22 protein-coding genes are annotated in these 20,639 nt (G+C 71.3%); 9 read left to right on the top strand and 13 right to left on the bottom strand.

Annotated features, from left to right (window positions below):
• Positions 1-54: 54 nt before the first annotated feature.
• On the top strand, positions 55-1,800 hold the full coding sequence (locus DEI82_RS01565; RefSeq protein WP_111035571.1) for a glycerol-3-phosphate dehydrogenase/oxidase: 1,746 nt from the start codon (positions 55-57) through the stop codon (positions 1,798-1,800).
• 37 nt (positions 1,801-1,837) lie between these two features.
• Here the strand turns inward: DEI82_RS01565 and DEI82_RS01560 are convergent, their stop codons facing one another.
• Complete coding sequence (locus tag DEI82_RS01560; RefSeq protein ID WP_111013823.1) at positions 1,838-2,527, bottom strand: histidine phosphatase family protein; 690 nt, start codon at positions 2,525-2,527, stop codon at positions 1,838-1,840.
• A gap of 57 nt (positions 2,528-2,584) precedes the next feature.
• Here DEI82_RS01560 and DEI82_RS01555 point away from each other — a divergent pair, with 57 nt between their 5' ends.
• The 4 genes from DEI82_RS01555 (at position 2,585) to DEI82_RS01540 (ending at position 6,163) form a co-directional block, all read left to right on the top strand.
• Positions 2,585-3,112, top strand: coding sequence for a DinB family protein (locus tag DEI82_RS01555; RefSeq protein ID WP_111035570.1), 528 nt, complete (start codon positions 2,585-2,587; stop codon positions 3,110-3,112).
• Positions 3,113-3,184: 72 nt separating this feature from the next.
• Positions 3,185-4,309, top strand: coding sequence for an outer membrane lipoprotein carrier protein LolA (locus DEI82_RS01550; RefSeq protein ID WP_111035569.1), 1,125 nt, complete (start codon positions 3,185-3,187; stop codon positions 4,307-4,309).
• Positions 4,306-5,250: an ABC transporter ATP-binding protein gene (locus DEI82_RS01545; RefSeq protein WP_111035568.1), complete on the top strand. Its 945-nt coding sequence runs from the start codon at positions 4,306-4,308 to the stop codon at positions 5,248-5,250. The genes DEI82_RS01550 and DEI82_RS01545 overlap by 4 nt, the downstream gene beginning before the upstream one ends.
• Complete coding sequence (locus DEI82_RS01540; RefSeq protein WP_111010003.1) at positions 5,237-6,163, top strand: ABC transporter permease; 927 nt, start codon at positions 5,237-5,239, stop codon at positions 6,161-6,163. Before DEI82_RS01545 ends, DEI82_RS01540 begins: the two co-directional genes overlap by 14 nt.
• A 100-nt stretch (positions 6,164-6,263) precedes the next feature.
• Here DEI82_RS01540 and DEI82_RS01535 read toward each other — a convergent pair whose 3' ends face one another.
• The 3 genes from DEI82_RS01535 to DEI82_RS01520 form a co-directional block, all read right to left on the bottom strand.
• Positions 6,264-7,256, bottom strand: coding sequence for an NADP-dependent oxidoreductase (locus DEI82_RS01535; protein WP_111035567.1), 993 nt, complete (start codon positions 7,254-7,256; stop codon positions 6,264-6,266).
• Between the two features lie 208 nt (positions 7,257-7,464).
• Positions 7,465-8,379, bottom strand: coding sequence for a metallophosphoesterase (locus tag DEI82_RS01525; RefSeq protein WP_111035566.1), 915 nt, complete (start codon positions 8,377-8,379; stop codon positions 7,465-7,467).
• A gap of 80 nt (positions 8,380-8,459) precedes the next feature.
• Complete coding sequence (locus DEI82_RS01520) at positions 8,460-8,696, bottom strand: hypothetical protein (RefSeq protein ID WP_111035565.1); 237 nt, start codon at positions 8,694-8,696, stop codon at positions 8,460-8,462.
• A gap of 706 nt (positions 8,697-9,402) precedes the next feature.
• Between DEI82_RS01520 and DEI82_RS01515 the strand changes: the two genes are divergently transcribed.
• Positions 9,403-9,762, top strand: coding sequence for a hypothetical protein (locus DEI82_RS01515; RefSeq protein WP_111035618.1), 360 nt, complete (start codon positions 9,403-9,405; stop codon positions 9,760-9,762).
• 78 nt (positions 9,763-9,840) lie between these two features.
• On the opposite strand, the gene DEI82_RS01510 is transcribed toward DEI82_RS01515, so the two are convergent.
• The 7 genes from DEI82_RS01510 to DEI82_RS01480 all read right to left on the bottom strand — a co-directional run bounded on the left by DEI82_RS01510 (position 9,841) and on the right by DEI82_RS01480 (position 14,567).
• Positions 9,841-10,302 (bottom strand): hypothetical protein, encoded by a 462-nt coding sequence (locus DEI82_RS01510; protein ID WP_146242797.1) that lies wholly within the window; start codon positions 10,300-10,302, stop codon positions 9,841-9,843.
• A 139-nt stretch (positions 10,303-10,441) separates the two neighbouring features.
• Entirely contained in the window at positions 10,442-10,906 is a 465-nt protein-coding gene (locus DEI82_RS01505; RefSeq protein WP_111035563.1) for a hypothetical protein, read from the bottom strand.
• Positions 10,907-10,911: 5 nt separating this feature from the next.
• Complete coding sequence (locus tag DEI82_RS01500; RefSeq protein WP_111035562.1) at positions 10,912-12,090, bottom strand: hypothetical protein; 1,179 nt, start codon at positions 12,088-12,090, stop codon at positions 10,912-10,914.
• Positions 12,091-12,093: 3 nt separating this feature from the next.
• Positions 12,094-12,300 carry a hypothetical protein gene (locus DEI82_RS01495; protein ID WP_146242796.1) on the bottom strand — a complete coding sequence of 69 codons (207 nt, stop codon included), beginning with the start codon at positions 12,298-12,300 and terminating at the stop codon, positions 12,094-12,096.
• 17 nt (positions 12,301-12,317) lie between these two features.
• Positions 12,318-12,623 (bottom strand): hypothetical protein, encoded by a 306-nt coding sequence (locus DEI82_RS01490; RefSeq protein ID WP_111013833.1) that lies wholly within the window; start codon positions 12,621-12,623, stop codon positions 12,318-12,320.
• Between the two features lie 341 nt (positions 12,624-12,964).
• Positions 12,965-13,726 (bottom strand): SDR family NAD(P)-dependent oxidoreductase, encoded by a 762-nt coding sequence (locus tag DEI82_RS01485; protein ID WP_111035560.1) that lies wholly within the window; start codon positions 13,724-13,726, stop codon positions 12,965-12,967.
• A gap of 343 nt (positions 13,727-14,069) precedes the next feature.
• Entirely contained in the window at positions 14,070-14,567 is a 498-nt protein-coding gene (locus DEI82_RS01480; protein ID WP_111013835.1) for a MarR family winged helix-turn-helix transcriptional regulator, read from the bottom strand.
• Positions 14,568-14,890: 323 nt separating this feature from the next.
• On the opposite strand from DEI82_RS01480, the gene DEI82_RS01475 reads away from it, so the two are divergent.
• The 3 genes from DEI82_RS01475 to DEI82_RS01465 all read left to right on the top strand — a co-directional run bounded on the left by DEI82_RS01475 (position 14,891) and on the right by DEI82_RS01465 (position 18,124).
• A complete protein-coding gene (locus tag DEI82_RS01475) occupies positions 14,891-16,036 on the top strand; it encodes an NAD(P)/FAD-dependent oxidoreductase (RefSeq protein ID WP_111035559.1) in 1,146 nt (381 codons plus the stop codon).
• A 199-nt stretch (positions 16,037-16,235) separates the two neighbouring features.
• Positions 16,236-17,237 carry a low specificity L-threonine aldolase gene (locus tag DEI82_RS01470; RefSeq protein ID WP_111035558.1) on the top strand — a complete coding sequence of 334 codons (1,002 nt, stop codon included), beginning with the start codon at positions 16,236-16,238 and terminating at the stop codon, positions 17,235-17,237.
• A 134-nt stretch (positions 17,238-17,371) separates the two neighbouring features.
• Complete coding sequence (locus tag DEI82_RS01465; protein ID WP_111035557.1) at positions 17,372-18,124, top strand: SDR family NAD(P)-dependent oxidoreductase; 753 nt, start codon at positions 17,372-17,374, stop codon at positions 18,122-18,124.
• 112 nt (positions 18,125-18,236) lie between these two features.
• Here DEI82_RS01465 and DEI82_RS01460 read toward each other — a convergent pair whose 3' ends face one another.
• Complete coding sequence (locus DEI82_RS01460; protein WP_111035556.1) at positions 18,237-19,892, bottom strand: catalase; 1,656 nt, start codon at positions 19,890-19,892, stop codon at positions 18,237-18,239.
• 173 nt (positions 19,893-20,065) lie between these two features.
• Positions 20,066-20,599: a hypothetical protein gene (locus DEI82_RS01455; protein WP_111010030.1), complete on the bottom strand. Its 534-nt coding sequence runs from the start codon at positions 20,597-20,599 to the stop codon at positions 20,066-20,068.
• Between the last annotated feature and the right edge of the window lie 40 nt (positions 20,600-20,639).

Raw genomic sequence — 20,639 nt, 5'->3', positions numbered from 1 at the left:
CGAGGAGTCGCCGCGGCGAATCCGGCCGCGTCGCTGAGGAGGAAGACGAACCACATGTCGAAGAAGACCGCGCTGCGACCGAACGTCGCGGCCATCACCGACCGGCCCACCGCCCAGGTCCTCGTCGTCGGTGGGGGCATCAACGGCATCGCGACCTTCCGCGACCTCGCGCTGCAGGGCGTCGACGTCGTGCTCGTCGAGCGGAACGACTACGCGTCGGGGGCCTCGGCCGCGTCGAGCCACATGATCCACGGCGGCATCCGCTACCTCGAGAACGGCGAGTTCCGGCTGGTCCGCGAGTCCGTGCAGGAGCGCAACGGCCTCATCAAGATCGCCCCGCACTACGTGAAGCCGCTGCAGACGACGATGCCGGTGTTCTCCACGTTCTCGGGCATCATGAACGCCCCGCTGCGGATGCTGACGCACAAGCAGCGGTCCACCAAGGAGCGTGGCGCGGCCCTCATCAAGATCGGCATGACGCTCTACGACTCGTTCTCGCGTGACGGCGGATCCGTGCCGAAGCACCGCTTCCTCACGAAGAAGGCCGCGCTCGAGGACATGCCCGCCCTGAACCACGACCTCAAGTACACGGGCACCTACTACGACGCGTCCGTGCACGAGCCCGAGCGCCTGGCGCTCGACGTCCTCAAGGACGGGCTCGCCGCGGGTACCGGGAACGGCAGCGCCGCGACCGCCCGCTCGGCGAACTACGTCGAGGCCGTCGGCACGCGCGACGGCGGCGTCCTGCTCCGCGACGTCGAGTCGGGGACCGAGTTCGTCGTCACCGCGCCGGTCGTCGTCAACGCCTCCGGGCCGTGGACCGACCTGACGAACGCGGCGTTCGGGGGCGAGACGGCGTACATGGGCGGCACGAAGGGCTCCCACATCGTCGTCGACAACCCGGAGCTGCTCGCGGCGACGAAGGGCCGCGAGATCTTCTTCGAGAACGACGACGGCCGCATCGTGCTCATCTACCCGCTCAAGGGCCGGGTGCTCATCGGCACGACCGACATCGACGCGGACCCCGCCGAGCCCGCCGTGTGCACCGAGGAGGAGGTCGACTACTTCTTCGACCTCGTCCGGCACGTGTTCCCGCAGATCGCCCTCGACCGCGAGCACATCGTCTACCGCTACTCGGGCATCCGGCCGCTCCCCCGGCACGAGGACACCGCCCCCGGGTTCGTCTCACGTGACTACCGCATCGTCGAGACGCCGATCGAAGGCCTCGGGTCCGCCACGGTGCTCTCGCTCGTCGGCGGCAAGTGGACCACGTTCCGCGCCCTGTCCGCGCACCTGTCGACCGAGGTGACGAACCGCCTCGATGTCACCCGGAAGGTCGACACGACGGGTATGCCGATCGGCGGCGGCAAGGACTTCCCGACGACCGACAGCGACCGCGCCCTGTGGGTGCAGACGCACCGCGACGGGCTCGACCCCGCAGCCGTGGACCGGCTCCTCACCCGGTACGGCACCCGGGCGACCGAGGTCATCGACGTGCTCCTCGACCAGCCCGTCGTGCCGCTCGAGACCGACCCCGAGCTGACCACCGCCGAGGTGGCGTTCTTCGCCGAGCGGGAGCACGCCGTGCACCTGTCCGACGTCGTGCTCCGCCGGACGAACCTGGCGTTCGTCGGCGGCGTGACGATCGAGCTCCTCACCGAGCTCGCCGACGTCCTCGCGACGGCGCTGCAGTGGACCTCCGACGAGCGCGACGAGGAGATCGCCGCGACGCTCGAGGAACTCCGCGTCGCGCACGGCGTCGTCGTCCCGCTCGGATCGACCCCGGTCGCGGCGCGCTGACCCTCGCCCCGGCCGGCCCCCGACGCCCGTCTCCCGATCACCGGGAGGCGGGCGTCGCTCCGTCCGGCGGCGTGAACGCCTCGCCCGTGGGATCGGGCGCGCTGCGGTCCGCGACCTCGTCGCCACCGACGGGCTGCCCCTCCCAGCGGACCACGGTCCACCCGCTGGCGGGGTCGCCGTCGAGCTCGACGATGCCGGTGTTCTCGAGTGTGTGGCGCGCGAGCGCGTGGTCCGCGAGGTTCGTCGCGGTCCCACCCGCCCAGCTCCGGATGGCCGCGCCGTGGCTGAACGCGGCAGCGGTGTCGGCGCCGCCCGCGGCGATCGTCGACACGGCGGCGTCGAAGCGCGCGAAGAACGCGTGCCCGTCCGGTCCGCCCGGCATGCGCCGGTCGCGGTCCCCCTCGAGCCACGCGGAGACCGTGCCCATGTACTCGAGGACGGAGGCGCGGTCGCGCTTCCCCTCGAGGTCGCCCGCGTCGATCTCGTGGAGTCCCGGGAGCTCGACCGGCTCGAGTCCGAGCGCCTCGGCGAGCGGTGCCGCCGTCTCGTGCGTCCGGACCATGTCCGAGACGAACACCGCGCCGACACCGCGGTCGCCGAGCGCCTCGGGCAACCGGGCCGCCTGTTCCCGGCCGAGCGCGGTGAGGCCCGGCCCGGGCACGAGCGTGTCGAGCACCCCGTCGACGTTCGCGGGAGTCTGACCGTGGCGGATGAGCAGGAGACGCATGCGCCGAGCCTACGGACCCCGGTGAACGGGCGGGCCCCGGTACGGTAGCGTCCCGCCATGCCGATCGAACCCGACACGAAGAACTGGACCTGGGTGCTCGAGGACCGGTGCCCCGAGTGCGGGTTCGACGGTCGCACCGTGACGTTCGACGAGGTCCCGGGGCTCGTCCGTGCGAACGCCGCCGCGTGGCCGGCCGAGCTGGCGCGCGACGACGTCCGCGAGCGTCCCGACGACGCGACGTGGTCACCGCTCGAGTACGGCGCGCACGTCCGCGACGTGCACCGCGTGATGGCGGGTCGGCTCGAGCTCATGCTCGCCGAGGACGCGCCCCGGTTCCCGAACTGGGACCAGGACGCCACCGCGGTGGAGGACCGGTACGGCGAGCAGGACCCGGCCGTCGTCGCCGAGGAGCTCCTGGCCGCCGCCGATCGGACCGCAGCCGCCTTCGCCGCGGTGCGCGACGACCAGGTCGACCGCCCGGGCCTCCGCTCGGACGGCAGTGCGTTCACGGTGAAGTCCCTCGCCCGGTACTACCTGCACGACCCGGTCCACCACCTGGCGGACGTCCGCCGACCGCGCGCCTGATCCGCACCTCCACAGCGGACGTTCGGGCTGTGGACGTACCGTCAGCGGACCTGCAGTCGAAGGGGATGCGTCATGAAGAAGAAGTCGACCTGGCTCCCGGCCGTCGTCGCGCCGGTCGTCGTCGCCGGGGCGGTCGCCGCCCCGCTCGCCGCCAGCGCCGCGACCCCGTCCCCCGCCACCACCGGCAGCCACCCCACGGCGGCGCAGGTGCTCGCGAGCGTCGCACACAGCGACACCCTGTCGTACTCCGGGCGGATCAGCCAGACGAGCGACCTCGGTCTGCCGTCGCTGCCGTCCACGAGCGGCTCGTCCGGGGCGTCGAGCGCGCAGTCCGGCGCATCGGACGTGCTCGATCTGCTGACCGCGTCGCACGAGGCCCGCGTCTACGTCGACGGTCGCAGCAAGGCCCGCGTGCAGGTGCTCGACCAGCTCGCCGAGCGCGACGTCATCCGCAACGGGCGCGACGTCTGGACCTGGGACTCCAAGGCGGACAAGGCCGTGCACGTCACGCTCCCGTCGTCCGCCGCGGCCGCGGCCGCGAACGGCACTGACACGGGGTCCGCGTCGCCCGCCGACATCGCCGCGCGGGCGATCGCCGGGATCACGCCGAGCACCCGCGTCGGCACGCCGACGACCACCTCGATCGCCGGGCACGCCGCCTGGCAGGTGCGACTGACCCCGAAGTCCTCGTCGACGCTCGTGCACGACGTCGTCATCGCGATCGACAAGTCCACCGGCCTGCCGCTGAGCGCGCGGATCGACGCTCGCGGGCAGTCCACGGCAGCGGTGTCGGTGCGGTTCAGCGCGCTCTCGTACGGCGCACCCAAGGCGTCACTGTTCGACTTCACGCCGCCGAGCGATGCGAAGGTGACGACGAAGGACCTCTCCGATGCCGCGGAGCACAGCTCGACGGCCAAGCACCCCGGCCTCGTGGCCCCCGGTGACGTGCGGGCCTCCGGCGCACCGACCCCGAGCGTCCAGGGCGACGGCTGGTCGAGCATCGTGACCCTGCCCGCGGGGACGTTCCCGAAGCGCCAGCTCGACGCCGACGGCTCGCAGCTGTTCGGGCAGCTCACCAAGGCGGTCGACGGCGGCCGCGCGGTGCAGACCTCGCTCGTGTCGATCCTCATCACGGACGACGGCCGCGTCCTCGCCGGCGCGGTGCCGGTGTCGGCGCTCGAGGCCGCAGCCGAGTGAGCACCGCGGACCTCGCGATCCGCACCCAGGGTCTGCGCAAGGTCTTCCGACGGCAGCACGCCGTCGACGGCATCGACCTGGCGGTGCCGCGCGGCTCGGTGTTCGGGTTCCTCGGCCCGAACGGCTCCGGCAAGACCACGACGATCCGCATGCTCCTCGGCCTGACCGCGGCGAGCGCCGGGAGGATCGAGGTCCTCGGCGAACGCATGCCCCGCGCACTGCCCAGCGTGCTGCCGCGCGTCGGCGCACTCGTCGAGGGACCGGCGTCCTACCCGTTCCTGTCGGGGCGGGCGAACCTGCACCGGTTCGACGCCGCCGATCCCCGCTCCGACCCGACCTCGCGCACGCGCCGGGTGGACGCCGCCCTCGACCGCGTCGGGCTCACGCACGCGGCCGACAAGAAGGCCGGCGCCTACTCCCTCGGCATGAAGCAACGGCTCGGCCTCGCGAACGCGCTCCTCACGCAGCGTGACCTCCTCGTGCTCGACGAGCCGACGAACGGGCTCGATCCGCAGGGCACGCGTGAGGTCCGGAACCTCATCCGGTCGCTCGCCGACGACGGCACCACCGTGTTCGTGTCGAGCCACCTGCTCGCCGAGATCGAGCAGGTGTGCACGCACGCCGGTGTGATGCGCGCCGGCAGCCTCGTCGCCCAGGGTTCGCTCGACGAGCTCCGACGGGTGGGCACCGCGCGGGTCACGGTGCAGACCCCGGACCGGGGCGATGCGCACATCGTGCTCACGCGGCTCGGCCTCCACGTCGACGCGGCGAGCCGGTCCGACGGACTCGTGGCGGACCTCCCGGACGAGGTGCCGGCCGAGACCGTCACCGCCGCACTGGTCGAGGCCGGCGTGCGCGTGCGCGGCATCGCCGTCGGTGGCGGCACGCTCGAGGACCGGTTCGTCGCGCTGACCGGGGAGGGTTTCGATGTCGCAGGGTGAGGCAGCGGGCACGGGCCACCGCGCCGCTGACGGGGGCGCGGTCGCGGTGGACGGCACCGCCGTCACGCCGACCGGGAGGCCCGACACCGGTCGCCGGGGCACGCGCGCCACCGCGCTCCTCGGCTCCGAGGTGCGCGTGCTGTTCCGCCGCTGGCGCACCTGGGCGATGCTCGGCGCGCTCGCACTCGTACCGATCCTCATCGCGGTCGCGGTCCGGGTCGCGACGCATCGGACGTCGGGCGGCCCGGCGTTCCTGTCCGACATCACGAACAACGGGCTGTTCGTCGCGTTCACGGCGCTGACGGTGTCGATCCCGCTGTTCCTGCCGCTGACGATCGGGGTCGCGTCCGGGGACACGATCGCGGGCGAGGCCAACCTCGGCACCCTGCGCTACCTGCTCGTCGCGCCGACCGGCCGGCTCCGGCTCGTACTCGTGAAGTTCGTCGGGGCCGGCGCGTTCGCCCTCGCCGCGACCCTGACGATCGTCGTGGTCGGTGTCGCGATCGGGGCGGCGCTGTTCCCGATCGGTCCGGTGACGCTGCTCTCCGGCACCCAGGTCGGCGGCGTGCAGTACGCCGTGCGGGCGCTGTTGCTCGTCGCCTACGTGACGCTGTCGATGCTCGGACTCACCGCGATCGGGCTGTTCGCGTCGACGCTCACCGCGGTGCCCGTCGGGGCGATGGCCGCCACGGTCGTCCTCGCCGGCGCCTCGCAGATCGCCGACGCGCTCCCCCAGCTCGACTGGCTCCACCCGTTCCTGTTCTCGCACCTGTGGCTCGGCTTCGGGGACCTGTTACGCGACCCGCTGTCGTTCGAGTCGTTCGGGCACAACGCGCTCCTGCAGGCGGCGTACGTCGTGGTCTTCGGCGGCCTCGCCACACTGCGGTTCGTGCGGAAGGACGTCCTGAGCTGACGTGGACGCGGGCATGCGTCCGCGCTGACGCAGGGGTACGCCTCCGCGGAGGTGCTCGCGCTCGTGCTCGTGCTCGTGCTCGCGCTCGCGCTCGCGCTCGTCAGCGCTCCGCCATCGTGCGCGCCTTCTCGGAGCGGTACCACTCCTGCCGCATCCCGGTCTCGACGGGCTGCATGCCGACGACGACCTTGCCGCGGGAATGGCCCGCTGCGAGGTCCTCGTAGGCGTCGACCAGGTACTCGAAGGGGTAGAACCCCGACACGAGCACCCGGAGCTGGTGCGCCTCGATGCGCCGACCGAGGTCCTGCATGATCGTCGCGGGGTCGGTGTCATCGCCGCCAGCCTGTACGAAGTGCAGCTCGACGTCACGGCGCCGCTCGAGCGACACGAACCGCGCCGGGTCGACCCCGAGCGCCGTCGACAGGGCCGCACCGTCGCCCCGGTTGTCGACGAACGCGGTGACCGGGTGCCCTGCGGCAGCCTGACGGATCCGCTCGACCATGCCATCCCCGTACGTCACCGGGAGCACGCCGATCTGCCGGAGGTAGTCGTGGTTCCGCTCACCGCAGGTGCCGATGACCCGGGCGCCTGCTGCGAGCGCCAGCTGCGCCTCGATGTGCCCCACCCCACCGGCGGCGGCGGCGATCACCACGACGTCGTCCGCGGTGATCGCGAGGTCGTCGATGATCCGCCAGGCCGTCGTCCCGGCCAGGTACAGACCGCCGGCCACCTCGAACGGGATGTTCTCCGGCTTGCGCACGATCGCCGCCGCCGGGACGCACACCCAGCTCGCCTGGGCGCCACCACCGACGGCGTGGCCCATCACGGCCTGCCCGGCGTGCACCCCGCGCACCGACCGCCCCTTCGCCCGGACGATGCCCGCGAAGCACGATCCCTGCCGCGAGGGGAACACTGTCGGAAGCCGGTCCGCCAGGGCCCCTTCGCGGGTCGCGATCTCGATGTGGCTGAGGCCGGCCGCCACGACCTCGACGACGACCTCACCGTCCGCCGGGGTCGGTCGTTCCTGGTCGACGAAGTGGAGCTCGTCGGTCCCGCCGTACCGGTCGAACTCGACCGCTGATCCCACACGCATGGCACGCTCCTGCTGTCGGCACCGTCGCCGTCGCCGTCGCAACCGTGATGCGGTACCGCCGAGCATGCGCTCCCCTGGCTGGGTCCGCGGCCGGTTCCGCGGGTGCGGGTGCAGCGGCTGCGGCTGCGGCTGCGGCTGCGGCTGCGGCTGCGGCTGATCGTGCCGGCGTCCGTGCCCGGTGGGGCTGCTCAGCGTCCAGTGGAACTCCTCAGCGGCGCGGGCCGGACTCCGCCGCGATGCGTGCGACCCGCGCCTCGTCGAACGTGAAGAGCTCGCGCCCCTCGTCCGGCACGGGGACGTGCACGGGCGTCGAGAGCACGGTGCCCTCGGCGGGGACGTCGACCACGAGCGCTCCGGCGCCGGCGAGGATGCGCTCCCGCTCGTAGACGCCCGCGATGTCGGTGTCGTTCGCGACCCCGGGCGCCACGAGCACGGGGACCCCCGTGATCGTGCCGACCATGTGGTGGTGGTAGTGCCCCGCGAGGACGACGCGCACGTCGCTCCCCCGCAGCGCATCCGCCAGCTCGTCCGGGTTCTGCAGTCGTAACGCCTCGTGCAGGGCGGTCGGCGCCGGCAACGGCGAGTGGTGCAGCACGAGGACGGTCCCGTACGGAGCGGGATCGGCGAGCAGCTCGCGGAGCCGTTCGAGCTGCTCGGGCCGCAGCAGGCCGTAGCCGGCGCCGGGGACCGAGGTGTCGAGCGTGATGATCCGGCGCCCGGCCACCATCGAGACGCCATCGACCGGGACGCTCGGCGCAACGTGCTGCAGCGTGTGCGCGACCGGTGCCCCACCTTCGGCGAACACATGGCCGTTCCCGAGGACCTCACGGAACCCGGCGCGCCCGTCGTGGTTCCCGGGCACGGCGACGACGGCCGAACCGTGCGCACGCGCCCAGGCCCCGACGCGGTCGAGCAGGGCCTGGTACGAGGCGGGCGTGCCGTCGTCCGAGCAGTCCCCGGAGACGACGACCAGGCCGACACCGGGGACGTCGGCGACCCGGGCGAGGACCGCGCCGAGTGTGGCCGCGGTGTCCACCACGCCGTTGTGCAGCGAGCCGTCACCGGTCAGGTGGGTGTCGGACAGGTGGAGGACGCGGAGGGCGCCGGGCGCGACGGGCAGCATGCCGTCACGATAGCGACCGCCGGCGACAGCAGCGATGCGACAAGAGCGCCGGTCTCCGGCGCGACCGGGAACGGCTTCCATCACACGATGTACGGCAGGTCGAAGAGGTTCGACCCATCGCGGCGGATCGGTCGGAGCCGGTGAGGTTCTTCTGCGGTGGATCGCGCAACGTCGGGTCGTTCTTCGAGATCTTCGACGAGCTCTTCATCCTCACGGTCGACCACGCGATCCGTGAGCGGCGACTCGACGCGCGGAACGACGATGCTCGGGCAGGAGCGGGCCGACTCGAAGAGCGTGCGCTCGTCCGCCGGCTGCACTCGACCGGAGCTGACACACCAGCTGGGTGCGAATCGAGACGACCCAGCCCCTCGAAACCGTCGTGGATGACCCGCTCTACAAGTGCGGCCTGACCGAGCGCTGATCCGCGCGGCGCTCGGCCTCCCGCCAGCACCCGACCGGCGATCCGTCAGCGGGCGCGGCGCCGGTCGAGGAGCTCGAGCAGCCAGGTGCGCTCACCCTTCGGCCGTGTGATGCCGATGTAGTCGAGTACGCCGCGCAGGGTCATGCTCTGAACCTACGTCGACGTCTCGATGACCGACCGGCGACCAGTCCGGTTGCCCTGCTATCGGCGAGCAAGCTCAACGAGGTCTTCGTCGAGCTGAGCGAGGGCGGGTACGGGTGCTTCACGTGCCCAGACGTCATGAAGCCACTGCTCTGCTTGCACGAGCTCGCTCCGGCTACGGTCCTGCTGGACGACGTGCGTGTGCAAGGTCTCAGCGGCGAGTTCGAACGCACCGGGATCGGGAACGACGTTGGTCCCCGATCCCCTGCGCCCGAACGCCGATGGATCGCGACACATCCAGGACCGCCTGCACGGAGCGTGCGACCCTGCTCGACGCAGAACGATGTGTACGCCAGCCGCTGTTCCTGACCCTCCGCCAGCCGGATGCGATCGATGCCGGCCCCGTCGGTGCCGATGTCGTGGTCGTCGCGGCACCCAGCGGCAGAACCTACCCTGGGCGGATGCTCTCGCGACGTGACGCCGCCATCCGACTCGACATCCCGATCGAGATGGCGACCCATCACGGGATCCCCTCGCGCCTCAGCGAGCCCGACCTCGCGGCGATCGAGCAGGATCCGCCGGCCTGGCTCGTGCAGTCCAGGGCCAACCGCACGGGCAAGAAGGTCTGGGTGCACCTCGAGTGCGTCGTCTGCGGATTCAGCGAGGATGCGCGGCCCAAGAAGTGGTGGCCCGACTGGGACTACCTGATGTGTGACTACCACGCGGGGTACCAGGCGCCGGAACCGGCCGCAGGGCTCGTGCGGCACGAAGTGGACGGCGTGGGCACGCGATTCGTCGCCCTCGTCGACGAGGCGCCCTAGCCCGAGCCGCGCTCGAGGACACGCCATCTCGAACCCGCGCGAGCGACGGTCCTGGCACACGTGCGACGAACGATCGTGTCAGTGCCGGGCGCTCTCGTTGAACTCGGGGGTCGTCGCTGAGCACTGCACACGCGCTCCTGGCGTGGTGGATGTCGCGGTCGCGATCACGCGTTTCCCGTCGAGCAGGATCCGGCAGGTCGCCGTCGCGCCCTCCCCGGGCGTCGCGGTCACCGACGCTCGTTGCTCGGCCAGGACCACGGCGTCGTGCGTCCACCGCGACCCGTCACCGTCCGTGCGGTCCGTCGTGGCGGACCCGAGCCGCTGGATCTCCGGGGCGTCACCACGCTCCCTGGCACCCTCGACCTCGACCTCGGTGAGTTCCGCGCCGGTCGGTCGGTCGACGTGGATCTCGTACGTGACCGCCCACGCGTCACCGATCTGCTGGTGGATGTAACTGCACCCGGTACCGAGCAGTGCGACCGACGCGGCGATGGCGATCGCGGTCATGGAACGGAGACGGGAGGTGCTGGATCCAGACATGTCGTCAGCCTCCACCTGCGGCCACAGCCGCGTCGCCCGCCAGCAGGAGCACGTCCATCCGACGATCGGCGGATCCGGCCTCCTCCGCCCGACGGAGGACCTTCGATGTCGACGAGGGGTGCCCCGGCTCGGGCGGCGATCACATGTCGTCGATGAGGCGGAGCGTGTACTCGTCGGGCACGGTCCGGTGCCGGAAGTAGTGGTGGAAGATCCGTGCCGCCTCGTCCGCGTCGAACAGTTCCGCCGGGTGCCGTGGTTCGTGGGCCGACTGCACGTCGAGGGTCTCCGTCAACGGCTCGGACAGGTCGTGCTGCCGACCGACGACGTAGAACCGCAGCTGCCCGTCCGCCTCCGCTCGTCGGAGTTCCACCCCCATGCGCTCGGCGGTGCCCCCGGCCTGCAAGTACTGGTCTTCGTACTCGACGCCGTTGTCGTCCTTCGGCCGGTCCTGCCAGCGGAGGCCGTCGGGCAGGTAGTAGAGGACGTACGCGAACCTGCGGTCGTTGTCCAGCAACCCGAGTTCGCGGCGGATCTGCTCGTCGTACGGGCGGAAGCTGTTCGACAGTGTCGTCGTGCTGCGTCCGGGCCAGTCCGTGATGTACATGGTTCCTACTTGACGTTGATGAGCCGAGTCGAGGTGATGAGGATCTTCTTCCCGTCCAGTGTGGCGGTTGCCGGGTTGTCATAGCTGACCGCGTCGTCGAACTCCTCCTGGCTCGTGGACTTGGTCGCGGTCCCGCTCTTCACCTCGACCCCTTCGTAGGTGCCGTCGGGCTTCTCCGCCAGGCCGTCGAACTTCCGGGTGTGTCCGACGCTGTCCACGCGCGCGACCACTTCCTTCGGGTTCGGCGTGATGCCGGTCTCCTCTTCGTAGTCATCCAGCCCCCGCTGCTGCTTGTCCGCGGAGTCCGCTCGAGCCTTGTCGTTGTCCTCGGATCGGTAGCGGCCCTTCTTGTCGCGACCTTCGTACTGCTCGTTCTTCTCCCGCCACCGCTGGACGTGGTCGGTCTGGTTCGGGCTCACGCGGTCGTCGGTCATCGCGTGGACGCCCAACTGCGTCGCCCCGGTCGCCGCGAGACCGGCACCGGCTGTCATGACCGCGGCGCCGGAGATGTTCAGCGGGACCCCGGCGATCGCGCCGACCCCCGTGATGTCGAGCACGACACCGCCGCCCTCCATCGCGGCACCGCCGACCATGGTCGCGATACCGCCGAGGAGCTCGAGCATCTCGTCCGGGTGATCGACCATCGCGTTGCCCAAGGACGCGAAGACGTTCCGTGCGACCGCTGCGGCGTCCTGCATGTGGGGCCACGCTGCCGCTGCCTCCGCACCGATCACCGCGCCGCCGACGCCGACCGCCGCCTTCGCGGTGTCCCATGCACGCTCGAACCAGTTGTGGTCGCCGCCACCACCCGCTCCGGAGACGTGCGCAGCCGTGTGCACGGGATGAGCGTCCACGGTCGAAGGGCTGATGCCGTCGAGCTGCGTAGCGATGCCACTGAGCGTCGCAGTCACGTTGTCGTTGTGCGCTCGGACCTTCATCCGCAGCCCGAGCTCCTCGCCGACGAGCTCCGGCACCTGCTGCCAGTTCGTCACGACCGTACCGACCGCGCCGAGCAGGTCACCGCTCGCGGCCTGCTCCGCCGCCGCCGCGGCGACCTGCCCCGGCGCGGAGGCGTGGAACTGCGCGATCTGCCGCACGAGCCGGTCGTGCTCGTGCGCGAGGTCATCGATGCTGTCCGCGGCGCGGGTGGCGACGCGGAGGAACTCGTGCGCAGCGACCTGCATCTGCTACGCCTTTTGCAAGGCCGGGTCCATCAACGGTGTCAGCGCCGGCTGCAGCGCGTTGGACGAGAACACCGCCGGCAGCCCCGACCATGACCGAGATGCGTTCGTGGCGGCGTCGAGGACGCCGTCCGCCGCGGTCGAGAACCGGCGCGCGGCCGAGCGGAGACCGTCAGCGTCGTCGGGAACGTCCGTGACGTCGTCGGCGGTCAAGGCGCCATCCAGGACGCTCACCGTTCGATGCCCCGGGCCGTCTCCGCGAGGGCGCTGTCCGTCGCGGTGAGGGCGTGTCCTGCGGCGGTCAACGACGTGCCGAGGCTGGTCATCCTCGTTCCGATGTCGTCGGAGCGCCCGCTGAACCGCGCCGCCAGCCTGCCCATCGCCCCTGCGAGCGGGGCGGACGACACCGCCTCCTCCGCGGCAGCGAGCGCCGCGTCCGCCTGTGCAGCGTGCTCGCCGCTGCTGCCGCCATGCACCTGCAGCCCCCGGGCCAGCGACGCCAGCCCGTCCTCATCCAACCTCAGCTCCCCGGCCATGACACCCCCACTTGACGGGACCGCGTTCCGCAGAGGCCACCATACGACCGCCAGCGAACGACCGCACCCTCGCCGAGGGGCACGCGAGCACCACGGAGGGCCGTTCCCGACGATGTCCGCGAGCGCCCTGGCGCGCACGTCCTGGCATCGGACCCAGCGCTGACGTGCGCACTCGGTCAGTGCGGGCGTGTTGCGGATCAGGTCGAAGATCCCCGGCGCACAGGACCACCGGGCTCCACTCCCCGACGTCGCGCTCGACGGGCTACAGCGGTAGAGCTCGTTGGCGCCTCAGCATCGGCTCGGCGCGACCGACCCGCGCCGGCGCCGCGTCTCCGTTCCGGTCAGCGGGCCGTCCAGCCCCCGTCGATCGGCAGCGCGGTTCCCGTGATGAGCGAGGCGCCCTCGCCGGCGAGGAACGTCACGGCGGCGGCGACCTCGTGCGGTTGTCCGATGCGGTGCAGTGCGGCGATGCGCTCCACCGTGTCGTCCCGGAACGCCTCGTCGGACAGGGCTGGGGCGGTGCCGTCCGTCTCGACGAAGGTCGGCGCAACGGCGTTCACACGGATCCCGTACCGGCCCCACTCGACCGCCAGGCACTTGGTGAGGTGGATCACGGCGGCTTTGCTGGTGCAGTAGGAGGACTCGCCAGGCAGCGCGACGAGGCCGGCTTGCGAAGCGATGTTCACGATCGAGCCTCGGCCCACAGTCCGCATGTGGCGAGCGACGTACTGCGAGATGAAGAACGTCGACTTGGTGGTGAGCGACCAGACGGCGTCGAAGTGTTCCTCGGTGACGTCGAAGGCGTCCTCGACGATGCTGCCGCCGGCGTTGTTCACCAGGACGTCGATGGTCCCGAGCTCCTCGACGACCTGGTCGACCGCCGTGCGGCACCCCGCGAGGTCGGTCACGTCCATCGCGACGGTGACCACGCGCCTCCCGAGTGCGCGGATCTCGTCGGCGAGCGGCGAGGCGGCGTCCGGATCGCGCACACCGAGGGCGACGTCGGCGCCGTGACCGGCGAGGTCGAGCGCGATCGCGCGTCCGATCCCTCGGGAGGCTGCGGTCACGAGCGCGACGGATCCGCGCAGGGGTTCGGTTGTCATGGGGGGTCCTCCCGGATCGGTGAACGGTGGTGGCGACCGGAGCCGGACGTGAGCCGCCTGCTGACCACGCTGGGCCTCCAGTCTGCCGGTCGCACGCGAACCGGTCGTCGATGCTCCGGGGTCTGCGATCCCCTGCGAACCCGGGGCGTTCACCAGCCCAGGAAGCGTGTTGACGACCGGGAGCGCGCGACGCCCTTGGCGGTCAGACGCAACGCGGCCCGTTCAGGGACGTCGACGAGCCCTGAACCCACCAGCGGCCCTACGACACGCTCGCGAACGTCTACCGCGCCGCCGTCGTCCTCAACGCCGTCATCGCCTGGGCGAAACGACGAGGAGACGCACCCTAGCTCGGTTCAGTCTCGGATTCCGCTGCCGCTGCACGCACGTACGTCTCGAGCACGGACTGCAGGCGGGCGGCGGCGCGGCTGAGCACGTCGATCTCATCGGGGGTGAAGGCCCCGAACGCGTCATCGAGTTGCCGGGCAAGGGGTTGGAAGTAGGCGTCCGCGGCGTCGTTGATCGCCTTCGTGGAGCGCAGGGTCACGACGCGTCGGTCGGCGACCTCACGGGTGCGCTCGACGAATCCGGCGGTCTCGAGGCGGGAGAGCAGGATCGAGGTCGCTCCGGGCGAGAGACCGATGCGTTCGGCGAGGCGCGCAGGGGTGAGGGGACGGCCACGGTCTTCGTGTTCGATGATCTGCACGACAGCGGCCGCGTCGGTGGAGTGCATCTGGTTCTGGCGGGCGAAGAGCCGCATGAGTTCGTTCTGCGCCGCGCTGAACCCGAGGAAGCTCGCGATGATCTGCTCGCGGCCCGTCGGCTGCGGGGTGACCTCGCTCATCGCTGCACTCATCTCCTGGCCGGTCCGAACGACAGAGTTTAGCGGCAGAACATTCCGGTCATCGTCATCGGAGCGTCCAGGGCAACGGCAACTCGTCGAGCGCGTCGACCCGCTGAGTGTGGTCGATGACCTCGCCGAGTGAGGTCCACGGCCCACTGGTGAGCAGACACAGCATGTCGACGGGCGAACCCGGAAGGGCGAGTGGGGCTGTCCAGGGGAACCGCTTGCAACCTGACTATTTTGTCGCATAATGATTATGCAGCATTTATCACATTGGACAGCCCGTCGGGCGTCCTCCGGCCCACAAGGGAGACCAACCAGTCATGAAGCCGATCGTCATCATCGGAGCCGGCCTCGCCGGGCTCACGCTTGCTCGCGTCCTCCACCTCAACGGCATCCCCGTCGCCATGTACGAGGGGGAAGAGTCCCTGAACGCACGGACCCAGGGCGGTCAACTCGACATCCACGACTTCAACGGGCAGGTCGCCCTCGAACAGTGCCAGTTGATGGACGAGTTCCGGTCGATCATCAACATGGGCGCTGAGGCGATGCGGTTCCTCGGCGCCGACGGTGAGCTCGTCGGGGAGATCCCGGACGATGGCGAACTGACCAACCCGGAGGTGCTCCGGGGAGAGTTGCGGCGCATCCTCGTCGAATCGCTGCCCGAGGGAACCATCCACTGGGGTCACAAGGTCGCGTCGGTCCATGCCGACGCCGGAGCGCACCGAGTCGTCTTCGCCAACGGCGACTCCGTCGACGCGGACCTGCTCATCGGCGCCGACGGAGCCTGGTCACGAGTCCGGACCTACCTCAACGGTGCCGTGCCGGAGTACACCGGCACCATCTGGGCCGAGACGTTCCTCCACGACGTCGAAGAACGCCACACCGCCAGTGCAGCGCTCGTCGGTCGAGGCGCGATGCTCGCAATGCAGCCCGGCCGGGGCATCTTCGGGCACCGCGAAGCGGGCGACGTCATCCACAGCTACGTCGTCATGAAGAAGCCGCTCGCCTGGGCCGACACGCTCGACTCCAGGAACCGTCAGGAGGCGCTCCGACTGATCGCGGACCAGCTCGGCGAGGGCTGGGCTCCAGAACTGCGCGAACTCATCACCGCCGGCGACACCGACCCCGTGATCCGGCCGATCTGGGGTCTCCCCCTCGGTCACACGTGGGACCGCATGCCCGGGGTGATGCTCGTCGGTGACGCCGCGCACCTGACACCGCCGGACGGCGACGGCGCGAACTGGGCCCTCTTCGACGGCGCCGAACTCGGCGCGCTGATCGTCGAGCACGCAGGAGACATCAACGCCGCGTTCGACGCATTCGCCCAACGGATGCTGCCCCGCAGCGCCGAATCCTCCCAGGAGGGCTACCAGTCCTTCGAGCGCACCTTCGGCTACAACGCACCCGACAATCTCCGGAACATGATGGAAGGCGTCAAGACCTACGGCCGCGAGTACCACGAGTAGCCAGCAGTGAGCCGACCGACCGAATGACATCGACGAACGGGGCCGCGTCACATCCCGCGGTCCCGTTCGTCGCGCAGCAGGCGCCGACGTGCTGGCTGCCGCCGTGCCGCCGTCTCCACAGCCGATACACCGCGGGGAAGGCCGGTCACACCACGATCCGGATGCGGGGCTCCACGACCGGTCGGAGTACCGTCATCGGGTGCCCATCGACCTGCGCTCCGACACCGTCACCCGCCCGACCGCCGCGATGCGCGCCGCGATGCTCGACGCCGAGGTCGGCGACGACGTGTACGGCGAGGACCCGGAGGTGAACGCGCTCGAGGCCGAGGTCGCCGATCTCCTCGGGTTCGAAGCGGGCCTCTACGCGCCGTCGGGCTCGATGGCGAACCAGTTGGGACTGCGGATGCTCGTCGCGCCCGGTCAGGAGCTCGTCTGCGACGTCCAGGCCCACGTGGCCCGAGCCGAACTCGGCGCCGCCGCGGTGTTCTCGGGGATCACGACCCGGACGTGGGCGACGCCGTACGGCCGCCTCGACCACCGGGCGGTCGAGCAGATCGCGGAGCCGGACGCCGGGTCGTACATGGTGTCCACCGCTGCGATCGCGATCGAGAACACCCACAACTTCGGCGGTGGCACCGTGCAGCCCCAGAGCGAGGTCCGCGCCGTGCAGGAGTACGCGCGGACGAACGGGCTCGCGGTGCACCTCGACGGCGCTCGGCTGTGGAACGCGCACGTCGCTTCGGGCACGCCGTTGAGCGAGCTGGCCGCCGGGTTCGACACGGTCTCGGTCTGCCTGTCGAAGGGCCTCGGCGCCCCGGTCGGGTCGGTGCTCGTCGCCTCACAGGAGCGCATCGACGCCGCCCGCATCTGGCGCAAGCGTTACGGCGGCGGCATGCGGCAGGTCGGGATGCTCGCCGCGGCCGGCCGGTACGCCATCCGGAACCACGTCGACCGCCTCGCCGAGGACCACGTGAACGCCCGACTCCTCGCCGCGGCCGTCGGGGTCGACCCCGCGACGGTCGAGTCGAACATCGTGTTCGCGGACGTGTCCGACGCGGCGCGGTTCGCGCACGAGGCCGAGGCCCAGGGCGTGCGCGTGATGCAGTCCGGCCGGACGCGCATCCGCATGGTGACGCACCTCGACGCCACGGGCGACGACATCACCCGCGCGGTCGACGTCCTCCGCGGCATCCAGCGGTAGGGACACCGAGCGGTAGGGACACCGAGCGGTAGGGACACCGAGCGGTAGGGACACCGAGCGGTAGGGGTCCGCACCGGCGCACGCAGGCCGCCGCCGCCGGGCGCCTGGGGCCCGCCGGCGAGTAGGCAGGTGGCATGGCAGATGACGAACGGCCCACGTCGGAACCGAGCCGGGAGGGACGGGTCGCGCTCGTCACGGGCGTCACCGGTGGCATCGGGCGGGCGGTGACCCGGGGCCTCCTCGACGCGGGGTACGCGGTGGTGGGCACGGTACGCGACCGCAGCCGCGCCTCCACGGCGGAACTCGACCCGGGGCGCACGGGCCGACTCGTGCTCGTCGAGGCGGACATGACGGACACCGAGCGGCTGCACGCGGTGGCGGAGGCCGCCGCGGACCCGTTCGGACCGGTCGACGTCCTGCTGCCGATCGCCGGCGTCGGCGACGTCCGCGCGCTCGACGAGATCAGCCCGGAGGACTGGGAGCGCACCCTCCGCGTCAACCTGACGGCGCCGTTCGTCCTCGCGCAGGCACTCCTGCCCGGCATGGTCGAGCGCGGCTGGGGACGGATCGTCTTCACCTCGAGCGTCGCCGCGTTCACGGGCGGGTTCGTCGGCCCGCACTACGCCGCGTCGAAGGCCGGGCTGCACGGGCTCGTGCACGCGCTGTCCGCGAGGGCCGCCGCGCACGGGGTCACGGTGAACGCGATCGCCCCGGCACTCATCGCGGACACGGCGATGATCGACGGCATGCCCTCGTCGGTCCCGACGCCGCCGGTGGGACGGCTCGGGCGTCCGGACGAGGTCGCCCAGCTCACGCTCGCCGTGCTCGGGAACGCCTACCTCACGGGGCAGGTGCTCCTGCTCGAGGGCGGCTCGCGTCCGTCCTGACGTGCGCGGTCCTGCTGTCCGCGTCCAGCGCGGTGTCGCACGACGCCGAACGCACGGGAGGCGCGGTGCGGGACGGACCCGCACCGCGCCTCCCGGACGGCGGACGACCTGATCAGGCCATGAGGGCGCGCTCGTCCGGCACGCAGTGCGTCATGAGCAACCCCTCGACGTCGCGCGGGCCGTTGTGCCCGAGGTTCGCCAGGCGGGCGAGCTCGTCGTCGGACAGGGTCTGGGACTGCAGCGGCGGCAGGTCGGCGACCTCCTCGAGGGTGATGCCGAGGCCCTCGCCCACGCGCTGCCCGAGCTCGTCCTCGACCATGTAGAAGTGCCAGAGCATGCGCTCCTGCACCGGGCGGGCCGCCTGCGAGATGAGCGTGACGAAGTTCTGGACGAGGTCGTCCCGCTCCCAGTCCTCCATGAGCCGGAAGCGCTGCCCGGCCTGCGTGTAGTCGTTCGTGCGCGGGATCCGCTTGCGCGTCAGCCGCCCGACGATCTCCGGCCCCTGCTCGTCGTGCGTCGGGTACTCGGCCTCGCGGAGGCTGCCGTCCGTGATCGAGGGCTCGTAGTTGACGTGCGGGTTGGGTCCGCCGCCCTGGTGGTAGGCCATCTGCCCGTCGCGCTGGTTCGTGTGCACGCGCGCGTTCTTCGGCTGGTTGACCGGGAGCTGCAGGTAGTTCGGCCCGACGCGGTAGCGCTGCGTGTCCGAGTACGAGAACGTGCGGCCGACGAGCATCTTGTCGTCCGAGAAGTCGAGGCCGTCGACGAGCACACCGGTGCCGAACGAGATCTGCTCGTTCTCGGCGAAGAAGTCCGACACGTTCCGGTTGAGCACCATCGTGCCGACCTTCCTCGGCGGGAACTCGTTCTCGGGCCAGAGCTTCGTGTCGTCGAGCGGGTCGAAGTCGAGCTCGGGGTGGTCGTGGTCGTCCATCATCTGGACGCGGAGCTCCCACTCCGGGTACTCGCCGCGCTCGATCGCCTCGTGGAGGTCCTTCGACGCGTGGCCGAGGTCGCCCGCCTGGACCGCGGCGGCGTCGGCCTCGGTCATGCTGCTGACGCCGACCGACGGGATCCAGTGGTACTTGACGAGCTTCGTCTCGCCCTCGGCGTTGACCCACTTGTAGGTGTTCACGCCGAAGCCCTGCTGCGTCCGGTAGTTCGCCGGGATGCCGCGCGGGCTGAACAGGTTGACGAGCATGTGCATCGACTCGGGTGTCTGCGACATGAAGTCGAAGATGCGGGCCGGCTCCTGGCGGAACGTCTGGGGGTCCGGCTTGAGGGAGTGGATGACGTCCGGGAACTTGATGGCGTCGCGGATGAAGAAGACGCCGAGGTTGTTGCCGACGAGGTCCCAGTTGCCGTCCTCGGTGTAGAACTTGACGGCGAAGCCGCGCGGGTCGCGGGCGGCCTCGGAGGAGTCCCGGCCACCGATGACGGTCGAGAAGCGGATGGCGACGTCGGTGCGCTTGCCGGCCTCCTGGAACAGCTTCGCGCGCGTGTACTGCGCGATCGGCTCGTCGCCCCACTGCCCGGTCGCCTCGAAGTACCCGAAGGCGACGAAGCCGCGGGCGTGGACGACACGCTCCGGGATGCGCTCGCGGTCGAAGTGGCTGATCTTCTCGAGGAACTGGTAGTTCTCGAGCGTCGCGGGCCCCCGGGCGCCGACGGTGCGCTGGTTCTGGTTGTCGTAGACCGGGTGGCCCTGACGGTTGGTGAGGACCTCGCGGTCGTCACCCTCGGCGGGAGGCTGGGAGGAGACGTCGGTCACGGGTTGTTCCTTTCCTGGACGGCTGCCTTCCCAGTGTCCTCCATCGGCCCCGGGGCGCCTGCACGGCCGGCACCCGGGCGTGCCGCAGCCGGCCGCCCGTCCCCCTGTCCGCGAGATCGCAGTCCCTGCCGCTCTGGCTCCGGTGAGAACGGCAACGACCGCGATCTCGCGCTTCAGGCGCCCTCGGGCGGATGGACGAGCAGGTCGACGCGGTCGGCGAGGTACTGCGCGAGCGGCAGGGCATCGCCGTCCGCGACGGCGGGGCTCCAGCGGACGACGACCTCGCCGTCGCGCACGGACAGGGGACCTGCGGCGCCGCGCAGGTGCTCGTCGAGCGGGATCGGCACGGTGCCGTGGTTGACGGTGTCGCCCGCGCGGAACCCACCCTTGACCGCCGCCGCACGGTACGCCCGACGGATCTCCGCCGACGTCGATTGGTACTGCGGCCGGCCCGGCTCCGTCACGCGGGTGATCAGGCCCGTCGCGCGGACGGTGCCGACCCGGTCGACGAGCAGCACCCCGAGCCGCCACGCGCGCCCCAGGTCGCGCATGGTCGGCTCCCGCCGGATCCCGAGCACGCGGCGCGGTTCGACGTACTCGCCGACGGCCTCGTCACGCGCACCGGCGGCCTCGAGCCGCTGCACGGCCTCGGCGATCGCGGTGCGGGCGCGGGTGATCGCGTCCGCGTCGTCCGTCGTCGCATCCACGCCGACGAGCGTAGGCCGGGTGGCGGGAGCGGGACGCGCC

The organism is Curtobacterium sp. MCBD17_019, from assembly GCF_003234555.1.
Taxonomy (GTDB): domain Bacteria; phylum Actinomycetota; class Actinomycetes; order Actinomycetales; family Microbacteriaceae; genus Curtobacterium.
Note: the sequence above shows the minus strand (reverse complement) of the source record. Positions and strands in the feature narration are given on the sequence as shown.

Excerpts from the sequence above, each read along its gene's own strand:
- DEI82_RS01565 (WP_111035571.1), top strand. The coding sequence starts at position 55 with ATGTCGAAGAAGACCGCGCTGCGACCGAACGTCGCGGCCATCACCGAC.
- DEI82_RS01560 (WP_111013823.1), bottom strand. The coding sequence starts at position 2,527 with ATGCGTCTCCTGCTCATCCGCCACGGTCAGACTCCCGCGAACGTCGAC.
- DEI82_RS01555 (WP_111035570.1), top strand. The coding sequence starts at position 2,585 with ATGCCGATCGAACCCGACACGAAGAACTGGACCTGGGTGCTCGAGGAC.
- DEI82_RS01550 (WP_111035569.1), top strand. The coding sequence starts at position 3,185 with ATGAAGAAGAAGTCGACCTGGCTCCCGGCCGTCGTCGCGCCGGTCGTC.
- DEI82_RS01540 (WP_111010003.1), top strand. The coding sequence starts at position 5,237 with ATGTCGCAGGGTGAGGCAGCGGGCACGGGCCACCGCGCCGCTGACGGG.
- DEI82_RS01535 (WP_111035567.1), bottom strand. The coding sequence starts at position 7,256 with ATGCGTGTGGGATCAGCGGTCGAGTTCGACCGGTACGGCGGGACCGAC.
- DEI82_RS01525 (WP_111035566.1), bottom strand. The coding sequence starts at position 8,379 with ATGCTGCCCGTCGCGCCCGGCGCCCTCCGCGTCCTCCACCTGTCCGAC.
- DEI82_RS01515 (WP_111035618.1), top strand. The coding sequence starts at position 9,403 with ATGCTCTCGCGACGTGACGCCGCCATCCGACTCGACATCCCGATCGAG.
- DEI82_RS01510 (WP_146242797.1), bottom strand. The coding sequence starts at position 10,302 with ATGTCTGGATCCAGCACCTCCCGTCTCCGTTCCATGACCGCGATCGCC.
- DEI82_RS01505 (WP_111035563.1), bottom strand. The coding sequence starts at position 10,906 with ATGTACATCACGGACTGGCCCGGACGCAGCACGACGACACTGTCGAAC.
- DEI82_RS01500 (WP_111035562.1), bottom strand. The coding sequence starts at position 12,090 with ATGCAGGTCGCTGCGCACGAGTTCCTCCGCGTCGCCACCCGCGCCGCG.
- DEI82_RS01490 (WP_111013833.1), bottom strand. The coding sequence starts at position 12,623 with ATGGCCGGGGAGCTGAGGTTGGATGAGGACGGGCTGGCGTCGCTGGCC.
- DEI82_RS01485 (WP_111035560.1), bottom strand. The coding sequence starts at position 13,726 with ATGACAACCGAACCCCTGCGCGGATCCGTCGCGCTCGTGACCGCAGCC.
- DEI82_RS01480 (WP_111013835.1), bottom strand. The coding sequence starts at position 14,567 with ATGAGCGAGGTCACCCCGCAGCCGACGGGCCGCGAGCAGATCATCGCG.
- DEI82_RS01475 (WP_111035559.1), top strand. The coding sequence starts at position 14,891 with ATGAAGCCGATCGTCATCATCGGAGCCGGCCTCGCCGGGCTCACGCTT.
- DEI82_RS01465 (WP_111035557.1), top strand. The coding sequence starts at position 17,372 with ATGGCAGATGACGAACGGCCCACGTCGGAACCGAGCCGGGAGGGACGG.